An 18709-nucleotide genomic window follows, 5' to 3' on the forward strand; every position below is an offset into this window, starting at 1 on the left:
AAGTCGCCGGGGTTTGCATCCGGGCGCTGTTCAAGCTGTTATCGCTTCAACCCGCCCCGCACAAGGCAATGCAGAGGGCACCTCTGCCATTGCACCGGCGCAAGGACGCCAACGGGCAACCGACAATCTAGGGAGACTTCATCATGGGCCAGCTGTCCTTCAACAAGAAACTTTGGCTGCCGCTCGTCCTCAGCCTCATCGCACTGCTGGCAATCTCGATCTTCAGTGCAGTGATGGTCCGCAATATCCGGCTGGAAGAACGCAAGGCCGACCTCACCAATATCGGCCAGACCGCCCTCTCGCTGGTCAAGGGCTATGGCGCACTGGCCGACAGCGGCGCACTGTCCAAGGAAGACGCGCAGAAACTGGCCAAGCAGGCCATCAAGAGCCTGCGCTACGGCACTGACGGCTACTTCTCCATTTCCACCTCGGGCCAGATCATCGTGATGCACCCGATCAAGACCGAGCTGGATGGCAAGGACCTGACCAACTTCAAGGACCCCGCCGGCAACAATCTCTTCGTCGAGATCACCAAGGCCGGCAGCAAGCCCGAAGGCAGCTTCGTCCATTACCTGTGGCCCAAGGTAGGCGCCGCCGAACCGGTCCCCAAGACCTCCTTCGTGATCGCCTACAAGCCGTGGGACTGGAACCTCACCACCGGCGCCTATATGGATGACATCAACGCCGCCTTCCTGCGCAGCCTGTGGCAGATGGCGCTGCTCTTTGCCGCCGTGTCGGCGGCGCTGGTGGCGCTGGTGATCGTCATCAACCGCGGCATCCTGCGCACCATCGGTGGTGATCCGGCCAAGGCGGCCGAGGTCGCCAACCGCATCGCCCAGGGTGACCTCACCCCCAACATCGAGACCGCCCCCGGTGACAGCAGCAGCCTGCTCTACGCGGTGCGCAGCATGCGTGATTCGCTGCTCTCGACCATCACCAACATCAAGGCCTCCGCCGGCACCATCGCCTCGGCCTCGCAGGAAATCGCCAGCGGCAACCTGGACCTGTCGGGCCGTACCGAACAGCATGCCGGTTCTCTCGAGGAAACCGCCTCGGCCATGGAAGAACTGACGGCCACCGTGAAGCAGAACGCCGACAATGCGCGCCAGGCCAACCAGCTGGCCGAATCCGCCTCGGAAGTGGCGATCCAGGGCGGCAGCGTGGTCAGCCAGGTGGTGCAGACCATGGAGGGCATCACCGACAGCTCGCGCAAGATTGCCGACATCATTGGCGTCATCGATGGCATCGCCTTCCAGACCAATATCCTGGCGCTGAACGCGGCGGTGGAAGCCGCCCGCGCTGGCGAACAGGGCCGCGGCTTTGCGGTGGTGGCCTCGGAAGTGCGCTCGCTGGCCCAGCGTTCGGCCTCGGCGGCCAAGGAAATCAAGACCCTCATCGACGACTCGGTGACCAAGGTCGATACCGGCAGCAAGCTGGTCGAACAGGCTGGCGCCACCATGACCGAAGTGGTGGCCAGTGTGCGTCGGGTCACCGACATCGTCGGCGAGATCAGCTCGGCCAGCCAGGAGCAGAGCGCTGGCATCGCCGAAGTCGGCCGCGCCATCACGCAGATGGATGAAGGCACGCAGCAAAACGCGGCGCTGGTGGAACAGGCTGCCGCCGCGGCGCAATCACTGCAAGACCAGGCGGCCACGCTGGCGGGACTGGTCGGTCGCTTCCAGGTCGATGGCAGCGCCGCGAGCATCGCCCAGACGACGCCACATGCGGCCAAGCCCGCCTCCCGCCCCGCTCCAACGACCACACCCACCACACCGGCGCCCGCCCTGCGCAAGCCGGTCGCGACCCAGCCGGCCCGTCCAGCACTGGCAGCGTCCAAGGCCGCCGCTCCCAAAGCGGCTCCCAAACCCGCTGCTGCCCAGTCTGCCAAGGCCGAGGCCCCTGCTGCCAAGCCCACCGGCAAATCGCCTTCGCGCTTGCCCGCCGGGGAAGATGAAGGCGATTGGGAAACCTTCTGAGGCTTTCCTTGCCGCCACGTCCAGCCCGCCTCGTGCGGGCTTTTTTCTTGGTCGGGACGGTCGGCAGGTCAGGCCAGCGCTGCCAGGCTTTCACCCACCAGGCGGCCGATCAGGCCGCTATCCGGCGCCACCGCCAGGGCGCGCGCCGTATCCTGCTTGCCGGTGGCAATGAGGCCCTGGTCATCGGGCGCCAGGGTGTATTCGCTATGGCAGGCCGGGCAATACAACGTATCGCCCGCGACGGCATGGCGCGGCCGTACCACCACCGGGCCACAGGAGAGACAACGCTGCATGGGGATGCCCTCATCGCTGTGGCCCACGATGTGGGCCAGCTCCGCATGTTGCTGCAAGCCGATGAAGAGCCGGCCCCATGTCGCATCGAACTGCCGTCCTAGCTCAGACCCGATGATTTCCATGGCGCGGGCAATGGGCATGCCGCTGCGATAAGGGCGCGTGCTGGTCATGGCGTCGAAGGCGTCGCAGATGCCCACGATGCGTGCAGCCAGCGGGATCTCCTCGCCACGTCGGCCAAAGGGATAGCCGCGGCCATCCGGCGTTTCGTGATGAAGCAGCACCGCATCTGCGGCCAGGGCCGCCAGCGGGTGGCCGGCCAGCATGCGATGGCCAATCTCGGGGTGGGTCTTGATGACGGCATATTCCGCCTCATCCAAGCGTGATTTCTTGCCCAGCACGGCGTCGGGGATGCCGATCTTGCCCAGGTCATGCAGGAAGGCGCCGATGGTGATGCGCGCCACCTGCTGCGGTTCCAGTCCGGCGGACTCGGCCAGCAGCCGCGACAGGCGCGCCACCCGCCACAGATGTCCGCCCGTATAGGGATCGCGCGCCTCCACCGCCCAGGCCAGCAGGAACAGGCTCATCAGCAGCTGTTCATCCCGCGCAGCCTGGCGCGTGGCATTGCTGCGCGTGGCCCGTCGCCACAGGGAAAGCAGACTCATCCAGACACTCCTTGTCGAGAATCATCATCGCGGACCAGGCGGATATCGACCTCCCGTTCAACGAAATGCCACTCAACGCTCTGACGCAGGCGCGCGACAAGCTCTTCGAATGCATCGGCGTGTTCCGGTGCGTATTCGAACCAGGTCAGGAAATCGAAGGGCTGCCCCAGCTCACGCGCGTGATAGAGACGGCGTGCGATGGGGGGAAGGTATTCCAGGCCGATGGTGATGTGGTGCGACTGTTCCTCAAGGATGGCGCGGCGTTCATCCTGGGCCAGGGCCCACCAGGCCGCGCTCTTGCGAATCGGGATGAGCGCCGCACAACGCGCCTGCGGCCTGCCCAGGCCCTGCTGAACGGCCACCAGGGTATCGAGTTCCGCTCGCGTGGTGTAGCGCTGATGGCCGATGGCGCCGTCCAGTCGCCATTGCACACCGGCAGCTTCCAGGGAGGGCGCCTCAGCCGGCTCGAGCACCGCGAGCCTGCCGGCCAGGGCAAGCGGCGGGCCCGCCACGGCAGTCATGTGCTCGATGCGCCACGCCCCGCTGGCACCGGCTACGAAGGCCGTATGGATCACGCTCATGTCCACTCTCCAGTCGTTACCAGCGCAACAGGCGCGGCCCCAGCAACAGGCCCGCCGTTGCCGGAATGAGGATGCCCAGGAAGTACCAGACGCCCCAGAAGGGAACGCCCATCTCCGGGCAATGCAGGCAATACACCATGGTCGCCGTAGCGCCCGCCAACAGTCCGGCGATGGCGCCGGTCAGGCGCAACCGGGTCGGGGCCATGCCGCGCACGGCCCAGAAGATGCCGATGAACAGCGGAATGGACAGCAATGCGATATTGAAGGGGCAACTGCGCCAGCTGATGCCCATCAGCAGCGGCAAGCGCTGGGCCACCGGCGCACTGAGCAGCACCAGCGCGCCGCCGGCCCAGACCGCCAGGCTCGGCAAGGCGATACCTGCCCAGCGCACGCCTACGCGCAGGCCCGGACGCACCAGGCGACGCAGCACCAGCATCGCGCCCACCGCCAGCGCCGTGGGAAAGGCCAGCTTGATCCAGAACAGCGGCACGCCCAGCATCAGCCCCAGGTCGGGACGCAGCCCATAGATCTTCAGCATCAGCAGCAGCGTGCCCAGGCCGCCCAGGAGCAGTGCCTGGGCCATCTGCTTGACGGGCAGGCGACGGTCCACCGGCGTCACGCCGCTGGCCATCATGGAAATGAGGTCTTCAGTCTTCATGCTTGCAGTTTCTCCCGGATCTTCAGGGCCAGGGCCTTGAGGCCACGATGGATGCCCACCTTGACAGCCGACTCCGACATCCCCGTCAGTTGCGCTGTTTCCGCCACCGACATGCCCTCCAGCTTGACATGCACGATCGGCAGGCGCTGCTTGTCGGGCAGTTCCTCCAGCAGCGCGCCGACATCGCGCCGCGCCTGCGCTGGTTCATCGTCGCAGATGGCCAGCAGGTCATGCTCTTCATCGAGCGGATCATGGAAGGCTTCGCGGCGCGAACGGGCGCGCAGGAAGTCCATCAGCTTGTAGCGTGCAATGGCATGCACCCAGGCCGTCAGCGGCTGGTCGTGACGATAGGTATGACGCGCGTTGTGGATGGCCAGCAGGGTTTCCTGCACCACATCCTCGACGTCATCTTGCAGATGGACCAGGCGCTTGCGCAAAAAAGCACGCAGCCGGCCGCTCAGTTCGGAAAGGAAATTGCGGTAGGCCACTGCGTCGCCGTCCAGACCGGCCAGCAGCAACGTGCGCAAGCGCTCTTCGCTAGGGTGCGAGGGCTTGCCGGGCAGACCCGCCAGGTCGTCCGGCAAGGCCGGGCCGCCAGTGGCCAACAGGAAAGGACTCTCAGTCATGGGAACGCCGCCAGATCACCAACGAAGCAGCCACGGGCCGCACCAGGCGCCGGCCATCGTCGGCAGCGCCACCCCCAGTACATACCAGACGCCCCAGAACGGCGGCGCCATCTCCACGCAATAAAGTGAATAGACTAGCACGCCCTGCGCGCCCGCCACCAGCCCGGCCACGGCGCCAGCTGCCCGCAGTTGCGTGGGCGCCAGGCCCCGCAGGAACCACAGCATGGTCGCCAGCGTAGGCAGTGACAGCAAGGATACATTGGCCGAACAGACCTCCCAGCTGCTGCCCAGCAGCAGATCCAGCCGTTGCGAGGGCGGCGCCAGCGCCAGCCAGGTAGCACCAGCCAGCCACAGCACGCATGGCGGCAACAACAGCGCGGCCGCCGGTCCCAGGCCGATACGCATACCCGGCCTGGCCAGACGGGATGCGGCCATTTGCCCGGCCAGCAACGCCGCCAGCGGGAATGACACCTTCATCCAGAACAGCGGTTGCTGCAGCAATGTACGCAGATCACTGCGCACACCATAGAGCAAGGCCAGCAGCAGGGCTGCCCCCATCAGACCCAGGGCCAGTGCCACCGCCATACGGGCGGTTGCATTGCGCACCAGGCCGGGCTGCCCCGGGCCGGAGCGGTCGCCCGTACCGGTGGCCAGCATGTTGACCAGTTCCATCGTTTTCATTCACTTCCCCTGTATCGCCCGGCGGGCGGACTGCGCAACGGCGCGCTCTCCTGTGTATTCGTTTCTCAAGGGATTCTGGTTACAGCAGAGGTGAAAAATATTCTTTCGAAAAATTGTCGGTGCGCTGTAACCGGCCAGCCTGTCCCTGCGAATTAACCAACAGATCGGCCGCCTGGATGCAGTTGCAGCACATGGGCTGGTACCGGTCAGAGTCATCTTCCACATCATCCCTACTCAAGGAGCACAGCATGAACAAGCACCTCGTCGCCACCGCCGCCCTGACCCTCGCCACCCTCGCCTCGGGCGTGGTCATGGCGCAAGACAAGCAACCGATGAACAAGACCGCCGTCGAGAAGTGCTACGGCGTTTCCATGGCTGGCCAGAACGACTGCAAGGCTGGCGAAGGTACCACCTGCGCCGGCACCGCCAAGATGGATTACCAGGGCAATGCCTGGAAGAACGTGCCGGCCGGCACCTGCACCTCCATCAAGACGCCGCGCGGCATGGGTTCGCTCAAGCCGGTCTGATCCGACTGGAGACCGTGGCCATGACAGCACATCTCCTCAGCGCCGGCCTGGGCCTGAAGCCGCAACACTTCGACGCGGCGCTGGACTGCAGCGCACCGGGTCTGTGGTTCGAAGTCCATCCGGAGAACTACCTGATGGACGGCGGCCCCCGCCTGGCCTGGCTGCAAGCCATCCGGGAACATCATCCGGTGGCCTTGCACGGGGTGTCGCTGTCATTGGCCGGGCCCGACGCGCCCGATCCGGTTCACCTGCGCCAGCTGGCGCAGTTGGCCGAGCGCATTGAACCGGTGCTGGTGTCCGAACATCTGGCCTGGTCGCGCGCAGGCGGACATTACCTGCCCGACCTGCTGCCCGTGCCGCGCACCGCCGCGACCCTGGCGCGGCTGGCCGCCAACATCAGCCGTACCCAGGATGTGCTCAAGCGTCGCATCGCCCTGGAAAATCCTTCCCACTACCTGCGCATGGACCAGCACAGCTGGAGCGAGCCAGAATTCCTCCACGAGCTGGTGCGTCGCACTGGCTGCGGCTTGCTGGTCGATGTCAACAATGTCCACGTCAGCGCCTGCAACCTGGGCATCGATGCCCGCCAGTATCTGGACCAGTTGCCCGTCGATGACATTCTCGAAATCCATCTCGCCGGGCACAGCGCCGACGCCAGCCTGCCCGGCCTGCTGATCGATTCACACGATGCCCCGATTGCCGCGCCGGTCTGGGCGCTGTACCAGCATCTGCTGGCGCGCACCGGTGCGCGTCCCACGCTGATCGAACGCGATGGCAATGTCCCCGCTTTCGAGGAACTGATGGCAGAGCGCGGGACCGCCACTACGCTGTTGCAGGAGACTGCTGCCGCGCCCCAGGAGCAGACCGTATGAACGCCCCCGACGCCCGCTATTACGACGCCTTCCTGCAAGCGATCCTGGAAGGCCACAGCAATGACGACGCGGTCGCCGCGCTGCTGGCGCAACCGGCTTTCGCGGTCTATCGCAATACCATCTTCAAGGGCTGTGTCGATGCCCTGGTCGCCAACTATCCCACCGTGCACAGGCTGGTAGGCAGCGCCTGGATGGAATCGGCCGCGCTGCAGTTCGCCCGTCACCACCTGCCCCGTCAAGCCAGCCTGATTGCCTATGGCGAGGGCTTTGCCGAATTCCTCTGCACAGTGGAGGCCGTGCGCGAACTGCCCTACCTGCCGGGCGTCGCCGCACTGGACCGTTGCTGGACCGAATCCCACCTCGCTGCCGACCAGCCCGTGCTGGCGGTAGCGGCCCTGCACACCGCACTGGAGGCTGGCCAGGATGTGACGCTGGTACCGCACGCGGCCAGCCGCTGGCATCACGATGCCCAGCATCCGGTCTACACCATCTGGAGCGCCAACCGCCGTGAAGACGGCCATGCCGAACTGGCCCCTGAATGGCAGGGCGAAGGCGCCTTGCTCACACGTGCACAAGCGCAGGTGCAATGGCAGCCGCTGAGTCTGGGCGCTAGCCGTTTTCTTGACGCCTGCCGCGACGGCTTCAGCATTGCCCGCGCCGCTGGCCGGGCGCTGGAGCACGAACCGGATCTGGATATCGCGGCCATGCTCGGCCTGCTGATCCAGGCCGATGCCTTCACCTCGTTTTACTGAACGGAGAACTCCATGAACCAGCCCACCTCCCTGCCCGCGACCGTTACGCCTCCGTCGAGCCTCTGGAACCGCGCCGCCGATCTCGCCACGCGCCTCATCAGCGACAACTTGCTGACCCTGGTGGCGCGCGTGGCGGTGGCGGCGATCTTCTTCCTTTCTGGCCGCACCAAGGTCAGTGGTTTCCTGGACATCAAGGACAGCACCTACATCCTGTTCCAGGAAGAATACCGCCTGCCACTGCTGCCGCCCGAGCTGGCAGCGCACCTGGCCACCTATGCCGAACACTTCTTCCCGCTACTGCTCATCCTCGGCCTGTTCACGCGCGGCGCCGCGCTGGCGCTGCTGGGGATGACGACGGTCATCGAGATCTTCGTCTATCCCGATGCCTGGCCGACCCATCTCTCCTGGGCCGGACTGCTGCTGCTTCTGGTGGCGCGCGGGGGTGGCGCCTGGTCGCTGGACCGGCGCCTCGGCCTGCATTGATCAACGGAGACCATCATGCTGACCAGAATGAAACTGCGTACTGCTCTGCTGCTGGTGCTGGGCCTGCTGACCCTGGCGCTGTGGCTGGCGGTGGCCATGGCGTGGCAGGGCGCGCGCTCGGCAAGTCGCACCACCGATGCGCTCATCGAGCTGTCGGACCGCCACATCCAGCCCTTGCATGACACCGAGCGCCTGTTCCTGAACACTCTGATCAACATGGACAACGCCTACATCAATCTGGTCAAGGGCGATGAAATCAAGTCCAATGACTACAGCCGACGCGCCTCGGCCGCCCTGCAAGAAGCGCGCAAGGCCTTCGACGGCTACCGCCAGGGCCTCACGCCGCAGGCGCTGGCCGAGCCCGAGGCGCTGCGTGTCTCGGCGGCCTATGACAGTTACATCAAGGTGTTGAACCTGCGCGAGGTGGCGCTATACGACGTCTCGCTGGACGACTATGCCGCCGCCACGGTCAGCGCAGAAGCCGCCGACCGCGAATTTTCCGCCACCCTGCGCGCCGTGATCGAGCGTGCGGAACAGGTCAAGGACAGTCTGCGCCAGGCCTCCGAGCGCCGCTCGGCCCAGGCCTCGCTGCTGGCCGCGGCCATGCTGGCGGCGTCCATCCTGCTCATCGGCATCTGCTGGCTGCTGTTCGACCGCCTGCTGCTGCGACCGCTCAAGCGCGCGGCCGAACATTTCGACCGCATCGCCGATGGCGACCTGAGTCGACCGGTGCAAGGCATTTCCGGCAATGAAATCGGTGTGCTCCTGGCCGCATTGCAGCGCATGCAACGCGGCGTTGCCCGAACCGTCGGCGACATCCGCGAGGCCACCCGCGACCTGCATCACGGCGCCACCGATATCGCCCAGGGCAACGGCGAACTGGCGCAACGTACGCAGGCACAAGCCAATACACTAGAGACCACTGCCGCCACCCTGGAAAGGCTCTCCGGCGCCGTACGCAACAATGCCCAGAACGCCGAGCATACCAATGCACTGGCGGCAGCCGCCGCCCGCGACGCCGAGCGCGGCGGCCAGGTCATGGGCGGCATCGCCGGTGCAATGGCCGAGGTCACGGCAGGCGCCGGACGTATCTCCGACATCGTCAGCGTGATCGACGGCATCGCCTTCCAGACCAATATCCTTGCCTTGAATGCCTCCGTGGAAGCCGCTCGCGCCGGCAGCCAGGGCCGAGGTTTCGCCGTCGTGGCGTCGGAGGTGCGCTCGCTGGCGCTGCGCAGTGCGGAAGCCGCACGCGAGGTCAAGGACCTGATCGCTACCTCGATCGGCTCGGTCGACCGGGCCGCTGAACAGGTCAAGGAAGCCGACCAGGCCATCGTCCAGATCGTGCAGTCCTTCAGCAATGTCATGACCACCGTCAACGAGATCGCCACAGCAACACGGGAACAGGCCGAAGGCATCTCCCAGGTCAGTCTCAGCCTGGCCGACATGGACCGTGCGACGCGGCAGAACGCTGCCTTGGTCGAACAGACTGCGGCAGCCGCCGACGCCCTGACCGAACAGGCGGCCACACTCACAGCGTCGGTGGCCGTATTCACCCTGGCTGGCCCCGCTGCCATGACCGGCGCAAACAGGACCGGCGCGCACGCCGTGCCGCTGACTCAGATGGCCACGTTGAGCCAGTGAAATCACATCGTGCTGACGATGACATCCCAAGGAGAACACCCATGACGTCTAATGGCGCCCTGGAAGATCTGATTGAAGAAAGCTTCACTTCGGCCTTCAGCCACCACGCAGCGGGCAGCCTCGACGCGGCCGAGGAAGACTACCGCCTCATCCTCGCCATGGAGGAGCATCACGCCCCGGCCCAGCATTACCTAGGGGTGCTGCTGCATCAGCGCGGCCGCCACGAGGAAGGTCTGGCGCTGATACACGAGGCCGCACGGACCGTCCCGCCCGATGCTGACTGGTGCAATGACCTGGGCAATATCCTGTTCGGATGCGGACGTTTCGACGAGGCGGTGCCGGCCTACGAACAAGCCTTGGCCTTGCGTCCGGCCGATGCGCAACTATGGACCAACCTGGCCGCAGCGCGGCGCGCCCAAGGCCAGACCGACGCCGCCGTCGCCGCCTGCGAGCAGGCCTTGCTGTGCGATCCGCACTGCCTGGCCGCCCTGCATCAGCTGGCAGAGCTCTACGCCCAGTTGGGTGACCGCATGCAGAGCTCGCGCTACCAGTGCATGGCCTTCGTGCTGCCGCCACACGACGGCAAGTCGCGCGAGCTGCTGGCGATCTCGTTCTATTTCCTGGGGCGCGTGGCCGAAGCGGCCGAGGTGTGCCGGCAATGGTTGCTGGAAGAACCCGGCCACCCTATCGCCAGCCACATGCATGCCGCCTACGCCGGCCTGCCCAGCCACGCTGTGCCACGCGATTACATCGTGCGGCGCTTCGATGACTATGCCGATCACTTCGACAGCAATCTGGTCACGCACCTCGACTACCGTGGACCGCAAGTGCTGAGCGCGGTGCTGCAGGCCAGCTTGCCCGCCAACGCAGGCATGACCGTGCTCGACGCCGGTTGCGGCACCGGCCTGTGCGCCCCGGTACTGGCGCCTTACGCACTCTCACTGGAAGGCGTCGACCTTTCTTCCAACATGTTGCGCCATGCCGCGCAGCATGGCCGCTACAGCACGCTGGCGCAAGCCGATGTGGTGGAATGGATGACGGCGCATCCGTCCCGCTACGCGCTGATCGCCGCCTGCGATGTGCTGATCTATTGCGGGCAGTTGGCGTCGTTCTTCACAGCGGCTCGTCTGGCCTTGCAGGAAGGTGGCCATCTTGTCTTCACGGTTGAGCTGGCCGGCGAAGAACGCACCGATTCCTACTATCTGCACGCCAGCGGCCGCTTCCGCCACCAGCGCGCCTACATCGAAGACTGCCTGCACACCGCTGGCATGCATGTCGTGACGTTGCGTGAGGAAAGCCTGCGCGTGGAAATGCAACAGGCCGTGCCGGGGCTGGTAGTCCTGGCAAGACGCTGAACACTGGCGCGGACCCCGCGCTGGCCCGATGCATGGACAGCAACATGTCGCGCAATCGCGCACAGGTATCGGCCCGATTCGGCATGCCTGCTGCCATCTGCATGCCAGAACGGCAACGCAGCAGCAGTAGATATGTCCGCAGCACAACATGACTGCAAGAAGTTTCGTTTTTTTCTCGCACTTTTCGACCAAGGTACAGTCGTACCGACATCTGGCATGGCTTAGAATAGCCACAGCTCACGACGTAATCGATTAGTACGTACCGGCCTGCGGCGCGGTGAATCCCCGCTCTTCGTTGCCTGCAGGCGCCCACGGTGCGCCATCTGAAGAGGAAAACGTAATGACGCAGTCACCTAAAAACATGTCGGCGCTGATGTGTGAACTCAGCGTGGCGCTGGCGGAATTGTCCGAGAAGATGAGCAATCTTTCCGTCACGCTGGAAAACTCCTACCTGGAATCGAATGCCCCGGAACCGGCCGCCATGCTGGAAGCCGCCCGGGAAACCATCGAGAAGGCGCGCAGCAGCTGAAGCCAGACTGATCGGCATTGTATGTATCGCCCTGGCTAGCTCGCCTCATCCTGCCGCCGACAGCCGGCGCGCCCCCGCACGGGGATGCGCCGGCGCCTCACAAAACCTCATTCTCCCTGCTCAGAAGTCGTACTTCAGTTCAGCCAACACCGTGCGCTGCGGGAAAGGATGGAACAGGAAGTAGGACCGGTTCCCCAGGTTGTCCACGCCCAACGCAGCACTCCAGTGCTGATCGAAACGATAGCGCAGCCGCGCATCAAAGACGGTATAGCCATCGAAGCCCTGGTAGGTGTGGGTGTTGATATCGGTATTGTCCACCGTTGCATAGACCCGTCCGCTGTAGCGCCCGGCCAGCGTATAGGTCCAGTGTTCGTCAGGCTGGTAGCTGGCCACCAGCGTAGCGCGCCACTCTGGCACGTAGGGCGTACGCCGCCCCACCGAAGAGGCGCCGGCGACGGTGGGCACATAGCCCTTGTTCTCGAGGATGCGGGCATCCACCCAGGTCACGCTGCCGTTGAGGGAAAACCCGCGCACCAGCACATCATTGCGCTCGAAGGCGGCCTCGATGCCGCGCTGACGGGTACGGTCCACGTTCTGGGTGAACGAGGCCACGCTACTGCCGATGGTGGAGGATTGCGAGATGAGGGCATCGCTCACGCGTTCCTCGAACAGCGACAGGCGCCACTTGCCCTGCCCTTCCTTCAATTGCCTTTCGATCGCCAGTTCAGTGGACCAGACCTTCTCGGGCTTGAGATTGGGATTGGCTTGCAGGAAGACACTGCCCACCGACACATTCTGGTACAGCTCGCCCACCGTCGGAAAGCGCAGTGCGCGCCCGGTGGAGAGCGTGGCCAGCCAGTCCTCGGCCAGCGCCCATGCCAGCGTGGCCTTGGGCGACAAACCGCTGTGACTGACCTCGGGCTGCGTCACGGGGAAGCCCACACCACTGCCATTGGTCGAATAATTGAATCCACCAAAGGCACGCCACCATTCGTAACGCGCGCCCAGCGTGGCTTTCCAGCCAGGGGAGAAACGCCAGGCATCCTGTGCCCACAACGCCGAGGTGGTGGTCTTGCCGCGTGAATCGGCGTTGAGCGCGCCAGCGCTGCCGCTGCTCCAGTTGCTGGTGTTCCAGGTGGGGTTGGCCAGGGTATAGCGGTCGTAATGCGCACCGAAACTGATGACCTGGGCGCTCCCCTGCGGTCGCCAGATACCCTTGGCGTCGAGCGTGCTCCAGCCGGTGCCGCTGGCGTCGGCAATGGTGCCGGCCCCGGCCAGCCCTGCCGGCAAGGTAGTGGTCGAGGTGCGTGTGAGGTCGCGTGAGGATGAGATCGCCGATGCCGCTACTTGCCAGTCCCAGACGCCATCGGTATGGCTGCGCACTTCCAGCCCCTGCATCCACTGCTGCTGCTCCACCGTATTGCTGTTGAAGCCGCTGGTATAGACCGGCGCACCCGCCGCATTGCGAAGGAAGGTCTGCGGGTTGGCGTTGGCCTGGTTCTGCCAGAAGCCCAGCGTATAGGTGGCCGTGAGCGTGGGTGTGAAGTCATAGGACAGCTTCAGGCGCGCCGTGTCCTGCACTGTGTGGGTCAGGTTGCCCGCCCCCAGCACCTGGATGTTGCGACCCAGCCGGTCCTGCGTGGCGACCGCCCCTGTGCTGCCGGCAGGCGCGCTGGTGGCGGTAACGTAGGTGACCGGAGGGGAATAGCTGTCCAGGTGATTGACGGAAAAACGCCAGGCCAGCGCCCCGCTGCGATTGCCCAGGCCGACGTTGACCTCCTGGGCGCGATAGGTACCGGAGACGCCATACTGGCTGAAATCCTGCTGCGCATACTGGGTCTTGATGCTGGCCTCGAAACGCTCGGGCATGCGGGTGGTGATCTCGGTGACTGCGCCGTAGGAATTGCCCGGATACTCGGCCGCGAAGGGCCCGTACATGACATCGATACGGGCGATCTCTTCCGGCGCCACCATGAACCAGCGCGGCGAACCATTGCCGTTGTTGTTGTTCACCAGCGCCGAGAGCAGGATGCCGTCGGCGTACACCAGGCTGCGTGCGCTGGCATTGACGCCAGTGGTGCGGGTGGCCAACGGCGACTGCGTGTCGCCGATGTAGCGCTTGCGCACCGACAGGCTGGGCAGGTACTTGAGCGCATCGGCGCTATCGGTGACGTTGATGGTATCGGCGGCGGTATCGGCCGTGACGCTGGCGCTGGTCTGCGGCAATTGCGTGCGCTGCGGCGCCGCGGCCGCACCGCGCACCTCGATGGTGGGCAAGGCCGCCGCATCACTGGCATCGACGGCGCTCTGCTGGGCCAGCGCAGCGCTGCTCCAGGCCGACAGGACAGACAGCATCAGCCTGTGCCTGCGCAGGGGGAATGGATTCATGGCGAAGGAAACCTGATCTTGTCGGGCAATGCGCGCAATCGCACCCGCGACTGCCGTAGGCGTCGCACTCCCCGTTTTTTGTCCGCGCAATCTAGCATGCAGGCGCATCGCTGCGAATGCGCTGGCCATGCCGCCATCCGGCAGGCAAACGCCTACCCGGAGAAAATCTCCTTGCGCCACAAGGATTTAGCCGCGACAAGCAGGATAAAAAAAGGGCTGCGACATATTGCCGCAGCCCGGAAATACAACAGAGAGGAGTAGTGATTGGACTCCAATTCGCCGCCCCGCCCCTTAATCCAAATCAAACCTGACGCGCACCGATGCAAGTCGGACCGCCCTTCACAAGGAACGCTCCAGCCACCACAACAGCAACAGCAGCGGCAGGCCGCAAAGAATGCGCCGCGCCAGCCAGGGCGTGCGCACCGGCCAGTAACTGAGCGACAGCACCTGCAGGATGCCGGCCAACGTCAGCACGCCAATGCCACCCACCACGCCAATGGTCCAGCCCTGCATGCCAATGGCCACCGCCAGGCTGGCCAGCAGCGCCAGCGCCCCCAGCCAGCGCAAGCGCTGCCGCAGCGCCGGTGCAGGCTCGGCGCCGCGTCCATGCACATCGGCGTAGTGGCGGTCCATGGCCAGCGCCAGCGCGCTCCAGGCGCAATAGGCCAGACCCAGCGCCAACAGGAAACCCGACAGCGTCATGCCGCCTCCTTGATCAAGGCGCCCTGCGCCCCCGGCTGCACCGCCGCTACGGCGCGCTGCCTGCGCTGGCGACGCGCCAGGACGCGCTCGGCCAGCCCCAGCGACGCCCCCAGCGCCAGCATGGTCAGATCGAAACCGGCCACGGGCCAGGGGCCACGTCCCAGCAGCAAGGTCACGCCGAGATGGGAATGCGTAGTGAAGATGTTGAGCACCACAACGCCCGCAAACAGCAGCGCCCCCGCCCCCAATTGCGCCCGCCACATCGACAGGCCCGGCCGCAGCTGCGCCAGTACCGCCGCCACCGCCCAGGCGATGAAGAAGGCATTGATCTCCGCCTGGGGTCGCTGCGCCATCTCCAGCGGCAGCAAGCGGTTGGCCCAGAAGTAGCTGGCAAAGGCGATCGGCAGGCCGGCGATGGCGCCGATATTGAGTGCATCCACCAGACGCAGGCCCCAGCCAGGACGCGCCCCCTGGGCGATGGCCTTGGCCTGTTTCTGGCGCGTCTTCACCGCCCACAGCAGGGCGCCGCTGGCCACCATCAGATAGCCCGACAGCCCGCACAGGAAGAACAGCCAGCGCAGCCAGGGGTCCGCAAAATGCCCCAGGTGCAAGCCATACAGCACCGCACGAGTTACGCCCGTATTGCTGGGCTGTTCCCCCACGCTGGCCTTCTGCACGCCGCTCACGCCATCGAAGACCAGCGCCGGTTGCAGATAGGACAAGGTGGCCGCCTTCTGGCGCGTGAGCACCACGGTGGCCTTGGCGTCACCCGGGTGATTGATCGTCACCAGCGCCAGCGGCGCGCCCTGCCAGTGCTGCTGCGCCTGCGTGACCAGCGGCCCGATGGCCGTGAGCGGCGCGGCCTGTCCGGCAGCCTTGCCGCGCCCCGCAACGTTGGGAAAGACCTCCTCGAAGAAGGCGCTCTCGCCACCCTTGCCCGGATAGGCCGTCTGCACGCCCCAGGGCATGATCATGAACATCAGCGTGACCAGCCCGGTATAGGTGATCATCAGATGGAACGGCAGCGCCAGCACCGCCGCAGCGTTATGGGCATCGAGCCAGGAACGTTGTCCCTTGTTGGCGCGGAAGGTGAAGAAATCCTTGAAGATGCGCTTATGGGTGATCACCCCGCTGACAATGGCCACCAGCATGAAGAGCGCACCGATGCTCACGATCCAGCGCGCCCACTGCACCGGCATGTAGTGCAGGTCGAAGTGCAGGCGATAGAGAAACTCACCGCCCCGCGTTTCGCGCACGGCGGCCATCTTCTGGCCGGTCGAGACATCGACCAGCTCACTGGTAAAACGGCTGCGCGCGCTGCCCGCCGGGCCATCCTTGGGCGGCGGCGCGATCCAGCCCACCCGCATGGCCACGCTGCGCGAGGACGGCAGGCTGATGAACCAGCGTTCGGCCTGCGGCGCCTGCTGCTGCAAGTGCGCGATGGCGCGCTCCACCGCCAGCGGCTGCGGCACCGGCTGACGCTGGGTGGCATGCAGCTCAGGCATCATCCAGAAACTGATCTCGTCCTTGAAGTAGCTGGCCGAGCCACCGGCAAACACCAGCAGCAACAGCCAGCAGACCAGCAGGCCGCTCCAGGTATGCAGCCACGCCATGGACTGCCGCAATCCCTCCTTCATGCCGCCACTCTCCCCATCCAGGCCGCCAGCGCCAACACCAGGGCCGGTGCCGCCAGCCCGGCCCAGGCGCGCCAGGCGCTGCGGGCCGCGAAGACCCAGATCACCGCGCAGGTAAAGATGGCGAAGGACAGCATGGTCGCCGTCATCACCGCGTCAGCGCGGCTCATGGGCAGGTAGCGCGCCGCCACCACGGTACAGAGCGCCGTGAGCAGATAGCCACCGGCCACGGCGGCCACCACGCGGGAGAGCACGGCCAGGCGGTAGGCCAGGGTCGGGCTGCAGACAGGTTTCAGGCTGGACATGGGATCAATGCGGGATCAAGGTGGCATCAAGGCTGGATCAATGGCCGGACCGCTTACTTGTTGGGCTTGGCCGCCGGCGCTGCCGGCAGCGCCTTCATGCCCTTGGCCTGGACCAGAGAAAGCGTGGTCACGAAGCTGGCCGTGTCATAGGGCTTGCCGTCACGCTCGCCGGCCGTCTTGTCGGTGTGGTGGACCTCCGCCACATAGACGCCCTGCCAGGGCAGATCGAACTGCACCAGGCCCTGTTCGTCGGAATGGGCTTCCTTCATCCAGCCCGACGGCGTCACCAGGCCGACCTTGGCCTTGGGCAACGCCGCGTTCTTGTAGGTCACCTTGAACTGGCCCGGCTTGCCGGTGGGCAGCAGGTCCAGCGTCAGGCGCGGCTCCTGGGCCGCCGCCGAGGTCACCAGACGCGCCGCCGGGGTCCAGGCGGTGCGGGTGGGCGTGGCCGCGTGCTTGTTCTCGAAGACCGGATAGTGCGCATCCTCCGCCACCAGGGATTCGCCCTGCCCCGCCTTGGCCGACAAGCTGAAGGCATCGGACTGCTTGCTCAACGCCAGCGTACGATCGCCCTGGGCGCTGATGAGCACGGCGCTGGGCGAGACGAACTTGTCCAGCAGGCCGGGCGAGACTTCGCGCAGGTTGTCACCGAATTCGCCGAAATACAGTTTCGCTTCCTTGCCATCCTGCTGCAGCCAGATCTGGTGCGCCGATGCCGGCAGCGCCAGCAGGAGGGAGGTGAACAAGCCAGAGACAATCGCCAGACGCTTCATAGACGGATTCCTTTCGAATGGGGGAACAGGTTTATTGATTGTGCAGGAGCGTGGATGCAAGGCGGCACGTCATGAAGCAAGCCCATGGCGGCCTGCCCCGACGCTTGGCGCGGCCATGCTGCGATCCCTTCGGGAATCGATATTATTTGAGAATGATTATCAATTATATTGTGAATTATAGGTATCGACAAGCATCCCCGAACCTCAAGGACCACTGTTCCGGGCGGGTGCAAACAAGGTATGATCGCTACCCGTTTGAACGCGCCCGCCGCGCTGGGCGCATTTCCGCCCGGCGGCCCGGCCCGCGCCCCATTGCACTACCAGGAGAGATTGTCCCCCATGCTTCGCCGCAACCCATCCGGCCACCGGCCCCAAGTCCACGAATCCGCCTATGTCGACCACACCGCCATCCTGTGCGGCAAGGTGATCGTCCACGAGAACGTCTTCATCGGTCCCTATGCGGTGATCCGCGCCGACGAAGTCGATGAGCATGGCGAGATGGAGCCCATCATTATCGGCGCCCATTCCAACATCCAGGATGGCGTGGTGATCCACTCCAAGTCAGGCGCCGCCGTGACCATCGGCGAGCGCACCTCCATCGCCCACCGCGCCATCGTGCACGGCCCCTGCACCGTGGGCGACGATGCCTTCATCGGTTTCAACAGCGTGCTGTTCAATTGCAGCATCGGCGCCGGCTGCGTGGTGCGTCACAATGCCGTGGTGGATGGTTGCGACCTGCCGCCGGGGTTCTATGTTCCCTCTACCGAGCGTATCGGGGCCAAGACTGATCTGTCGACCATTCCGCGGGTGACGGTGGCGGCGTCGGAGTTTTCTGAAGATGTGGCGCGGACTAATAATGAGTTGGTGTTGGGGTATAAGAAATTGCAGAATGAGTTTTGAGGTTGTGGGGGTGGTTTAGGAATGAAAAATCCGGCTTCTGGGGAAGACCGGATTTTTGTTGGTTTTTGGGTATCTACTAAGTTTTCAGATCTGCAGAGGATTAGAAGACCTGAGCAGGTCCGTACTTAGAGTAAGCAGGTTTGACTGGGTCATTACACCTTCGTAGTACGCCTATCTCAGAAAACTCCAGCGTACTGAGATACTCGGATAGACTCGTACAATGCACTGCGCGGCCTCTGCAAAAGAGAAGCGTGCGAGTAAATACGGACCAACTCTGTCACCCAGTATGCACAGTTCCTCTAAGCCCTCAAACTCCATTCGTATCTCTTCGCCACTCTCCGACTGCATGACTGTACTGAATGAGGGA

Annotated in this window: 19 protein-coding genes; 9 read left to right on the top strand and 10 right to left on the bottom strand. The window is 64.9% G+C overall.

Annotation, left to right across the window (positions count from 1 at the left end; genetic code table 11):
- Nucleotides 1-143: 143 nt before the first annotated feature.
- Complete coding sequence (locus BGK68_RS23605) at nucleotides 144-1976, top strand: methyl-accepting chemotaxis protein (protein WP_075259075.1); 1833 nt, start codon at nucleotides 144-146, stop codon at nucleotides 1974-1976.
- Nucleotides 1977-2044: 68 nt separating this feature from the next.
- Here the strand turns inward: BGK68_RS23605 and BGK68_RS23610 are convergent, their stop codons facing one another.
- The 5 genes from BGK68_RS23610 to BGK68_RS23630 are packed head-to-tail and all read right to left on the bottom strand — an operon-like array spanning nucleotide 2045 to nucleotide 5478.
- Complete coding sequence (locus tag BGK68_RS23610) at nucleotides 2045-2932, bottom strand: HD-GYP domain-containing protein (RefSeq protein ID WP_198937246.1); 888 nt, start codon at nucleotides 2930-2932, stop codon at nucleotides 2045-2047.
- The gene (locus tag BGK68_RS23615) at nucleotides 2929-3513 is read right to left on the bottom strand and encodes a chlorite dismutase family protein (RefSeq protein ID WP_075259076.1); all 585 of its coding nucleotides are present in this window, start codon (nucleotides 3511-3513) and stop codon (nucleotides 2929-2931) included. Before BGK68_RS23615 ends, BGK68_RS23610 begins: the two co-directional genes overlap by 4 nt.
- A gap of 16 nt (nucleotides 3514-3529) precedes the next feature.
- Complete coding sequence (locus BGK68_RS23620; protein ID WP_075259077.1) at nucleotides 3530-4171, bottom strand: DUF1109 domain-containing protein; 642 nt, start codon at nucleotides 4169-4171, stop codon at nucleotides 3530-3532.
- On the bottom strand, nucleotides 4168-4797 hold the full coding sequence (locus BGK68_RS23625) for a sigma-70 family RNA polymerase sigma factor (protein ID WP_075259078.1): 630 nt from the start codon (nucleotides 4795-4797) through the stop codon (nucleotides 4168-4170). Before BGK68_RS23625 ends, BGK68_RS23620 begins: the two co-directional genes overlap by 4 nt.
- 15 nt (nucleotides 4798-4812) lie before the next feature.
- On the bottom strand, nucleotides 4813-5478 hold the full coding sequence (locus BGK68_RS23630) for a DUF1109 domain-containing protein (protein WP_075259079.1): 666 nt from the start codon (nucleotides 5476-5478) through the stop codon (nucleotides 4813-4815).
- Nucleotides 5479-5726: 248 nt separating this feature from the next.
- Between BGK68_RS23630 and BGK68_RS23635 the strand changes: the two genes are divergently transcribed.
- The 7 genes from BGK68_RS23635 to BGK68_RS23665 all read left to right on the top strand — a co-directional run bounded on the left by BGK68_RS23635 (nucleotide 5727) and on the right by BGK68_RS23665 (nucleotide 11640).
- Nucleotides 5727-6005, top strand: a complete 279-nt coding sequence (locus BGK68_RS23635) for a BufA1 family periplasmic bufferin-type metallophore (RefSeq protein ID WP_075259080.1) — start codon at nucleotides 5727-5729, stop codon at nucleotides 6003-6005.
- A 20-nt stretch (nucleotides 6006-6025) separates the two neighbouring features.
- Nucleotides 6026-6877, top strand: a complete 852-nt coding sequence (gene bufB, locus BGK68_RS23640) for an MNIO family bufferin maturase (RefSeq protein WP_075259081.1) — start codon at nucleotides 6026-6028, stop codon at nucleotides 6875-6877.
- Entirely contained in the window at nucleotides 6874-7629 is a 756-nt protein-coding gene (locus BGK68_RS23645; RefSeq protein ID WP_075259082.1) for an HvfC/BufC N-terminal domain-containing protein, read from the top strand. Before bufB ends, BGK68_RS23645 begins: the two co-directional genes overlap by 4 nt.
- Before the next feature lie 12 nt (nucleotides 7630-7641).
- Complete coding sequence (locus BGK68_RS23650; RefSeq protein WP_075259083.1) at nucleotides 7642-8112, top strand: DoxX family protein; 471 nt, start codon at nucleotides 7642-7644, stop codon at nucleotides 8110-8112.
- Between the two features lie 15 nt (nucleotides 8113-8127).
- Nucleotides 8128-9756 carry a methyl-accepting chemotaxis protein gene (locus BGK68_RS23655; protein WP_075259084.1) on the top strand — a complete coding sequence of 543 codons (1629 nt, stop codon included), beginning with the start codon at nucleotides 8128-8130 and terminating at the stop codon, nucleotides 9754-9756.
- Nucleotides 9757-9797: 41 nt separating this feature from the next.
- Nucleotides 9798-11111 (top strand): tetratricopeptide repeat protein, encoded by a 1314-nt coding sequence (locus tag BGK68_RS23660; RefSeq protein ID WP_075259085.1) that lies wholly within the window; start codon nucleotides 9798-9800, stop codon nucleotides 11109-11111.
- 340 nt (nucleotides 11112-11451) lie between these two features.
- The gene (locus tag BGK68_RS23665) at nucleotides 11452-11640 is read left to right on the top strand and encodes a hypothetical protein (RefSeq protein ID WP_075259086.1); all 189 of its coding nucleotides are present in this window, start codon (nucleotides 11452-11454) and stop codon (nucleotides 11638-11640) included.
- Between the two features lie 120 nt (nucleotides 11641-11760).
- Here BGK68_RS23665 and BGK68_RS23670 read toward each other — a convergent pair whose 3' ends face one another.
- From BGK68_RS23670 to BGK68_RS23690, 5 genes are all read right to left on the bottom strand, one after another.
- Nucleotides 11761-14028 carry a TonB-dependent receptor gene (locus tag BGK68_RS23670; RefSeq protein WP_075259087.1) on the bottom strand — a complete coding sequence of 756 codons (2268 nt, stop codon included), beginning with the start codon at nucleotides 14026-14028 and terminating at the stop codon, nucleotides 11761-11763.
- Between the two features lie 339 nt (nucleotides 14029-14367).
- A complete protein-coding gene (locus tag BGK68_RS23675; RefSeq protein ID WP_075259088.1) occupies nucleotides 14368-14730 on the bottom strand; it encodes a DUF3325 domain-containing protein in 363 nt (120 codons plus the stop codon).
- Complete coding sequence (locus BGK68_RS23680; RefSeq protein WP_075259089.1) at nucleotides 14727-16367, bottom strand: PepSY-associated TM helix domain-containing protein; 1641 nt, start codon at nucleotides 16365-16367, stop codon at nucleotides 14727-14729. The genes BGK68_RS23675 and BGK68_RS23680 overlap by 4 nt, the downstream gene beginning before the upstream one ends.
- Nucleotides 16364-16669, bottom strand: coding sequence for a DUF3649 domain-containing protein (locus BGK68_RS23685; RefSeq protein ID WP_075259090.1), 306 nt, complete (start codon nucleotides 16667-16669; stop codon nucleotides 16364-16366). Before BGK68_RS23685 ends, BGK68_RS23680 begins: the two co-directional genes overlap by 4 nt.
- Nucleotides 16670-16722: 53 nt before the next feature.
- The gene (locus tag BGK68_RS23690; RefSeq protein WP_013235194.1) at nucleotides 16723-17442 is read right to left on the bottom strand and encodes a cobalt ABC transporter substrate-binding protein; all 720 of its coding nucleotides are present in this window, start codon (nucleotides 17440-17442) and stop codon (nucleotides 16723-16725) included.
- Nucleotides 17443-17781: 339 nt separating this feature from the next.
- On the opposite strand from BGK68_RS23690, the gene BGK68_RS23695 reads away from it, so the two are divergent.
- Nucleotides 17782-18342, top strand: coding sequence for a gamma carbonic anhydrase family protein (locus BGK68_RS23695; protein WP_013235195.1), 561 nt, complete (start codon nucleotides 17782-17784; stop codon nucleotides 18340-18342).
- The last annotated feature ends 367 nt before the right edge of the window (nucleotides 18343-18709 follow it).

It is taken from the genome of Herbaspirillum camelliae (assembly GCF_001929405.1).
Classification (GTDB): domain Bacteria; phylum Pseudomonadota; class Gammaproteobacteria; order Burkholderiales; family Burkholderiaceae_D; genus Herbaspirillum; species Herbaspirillum seropedicae.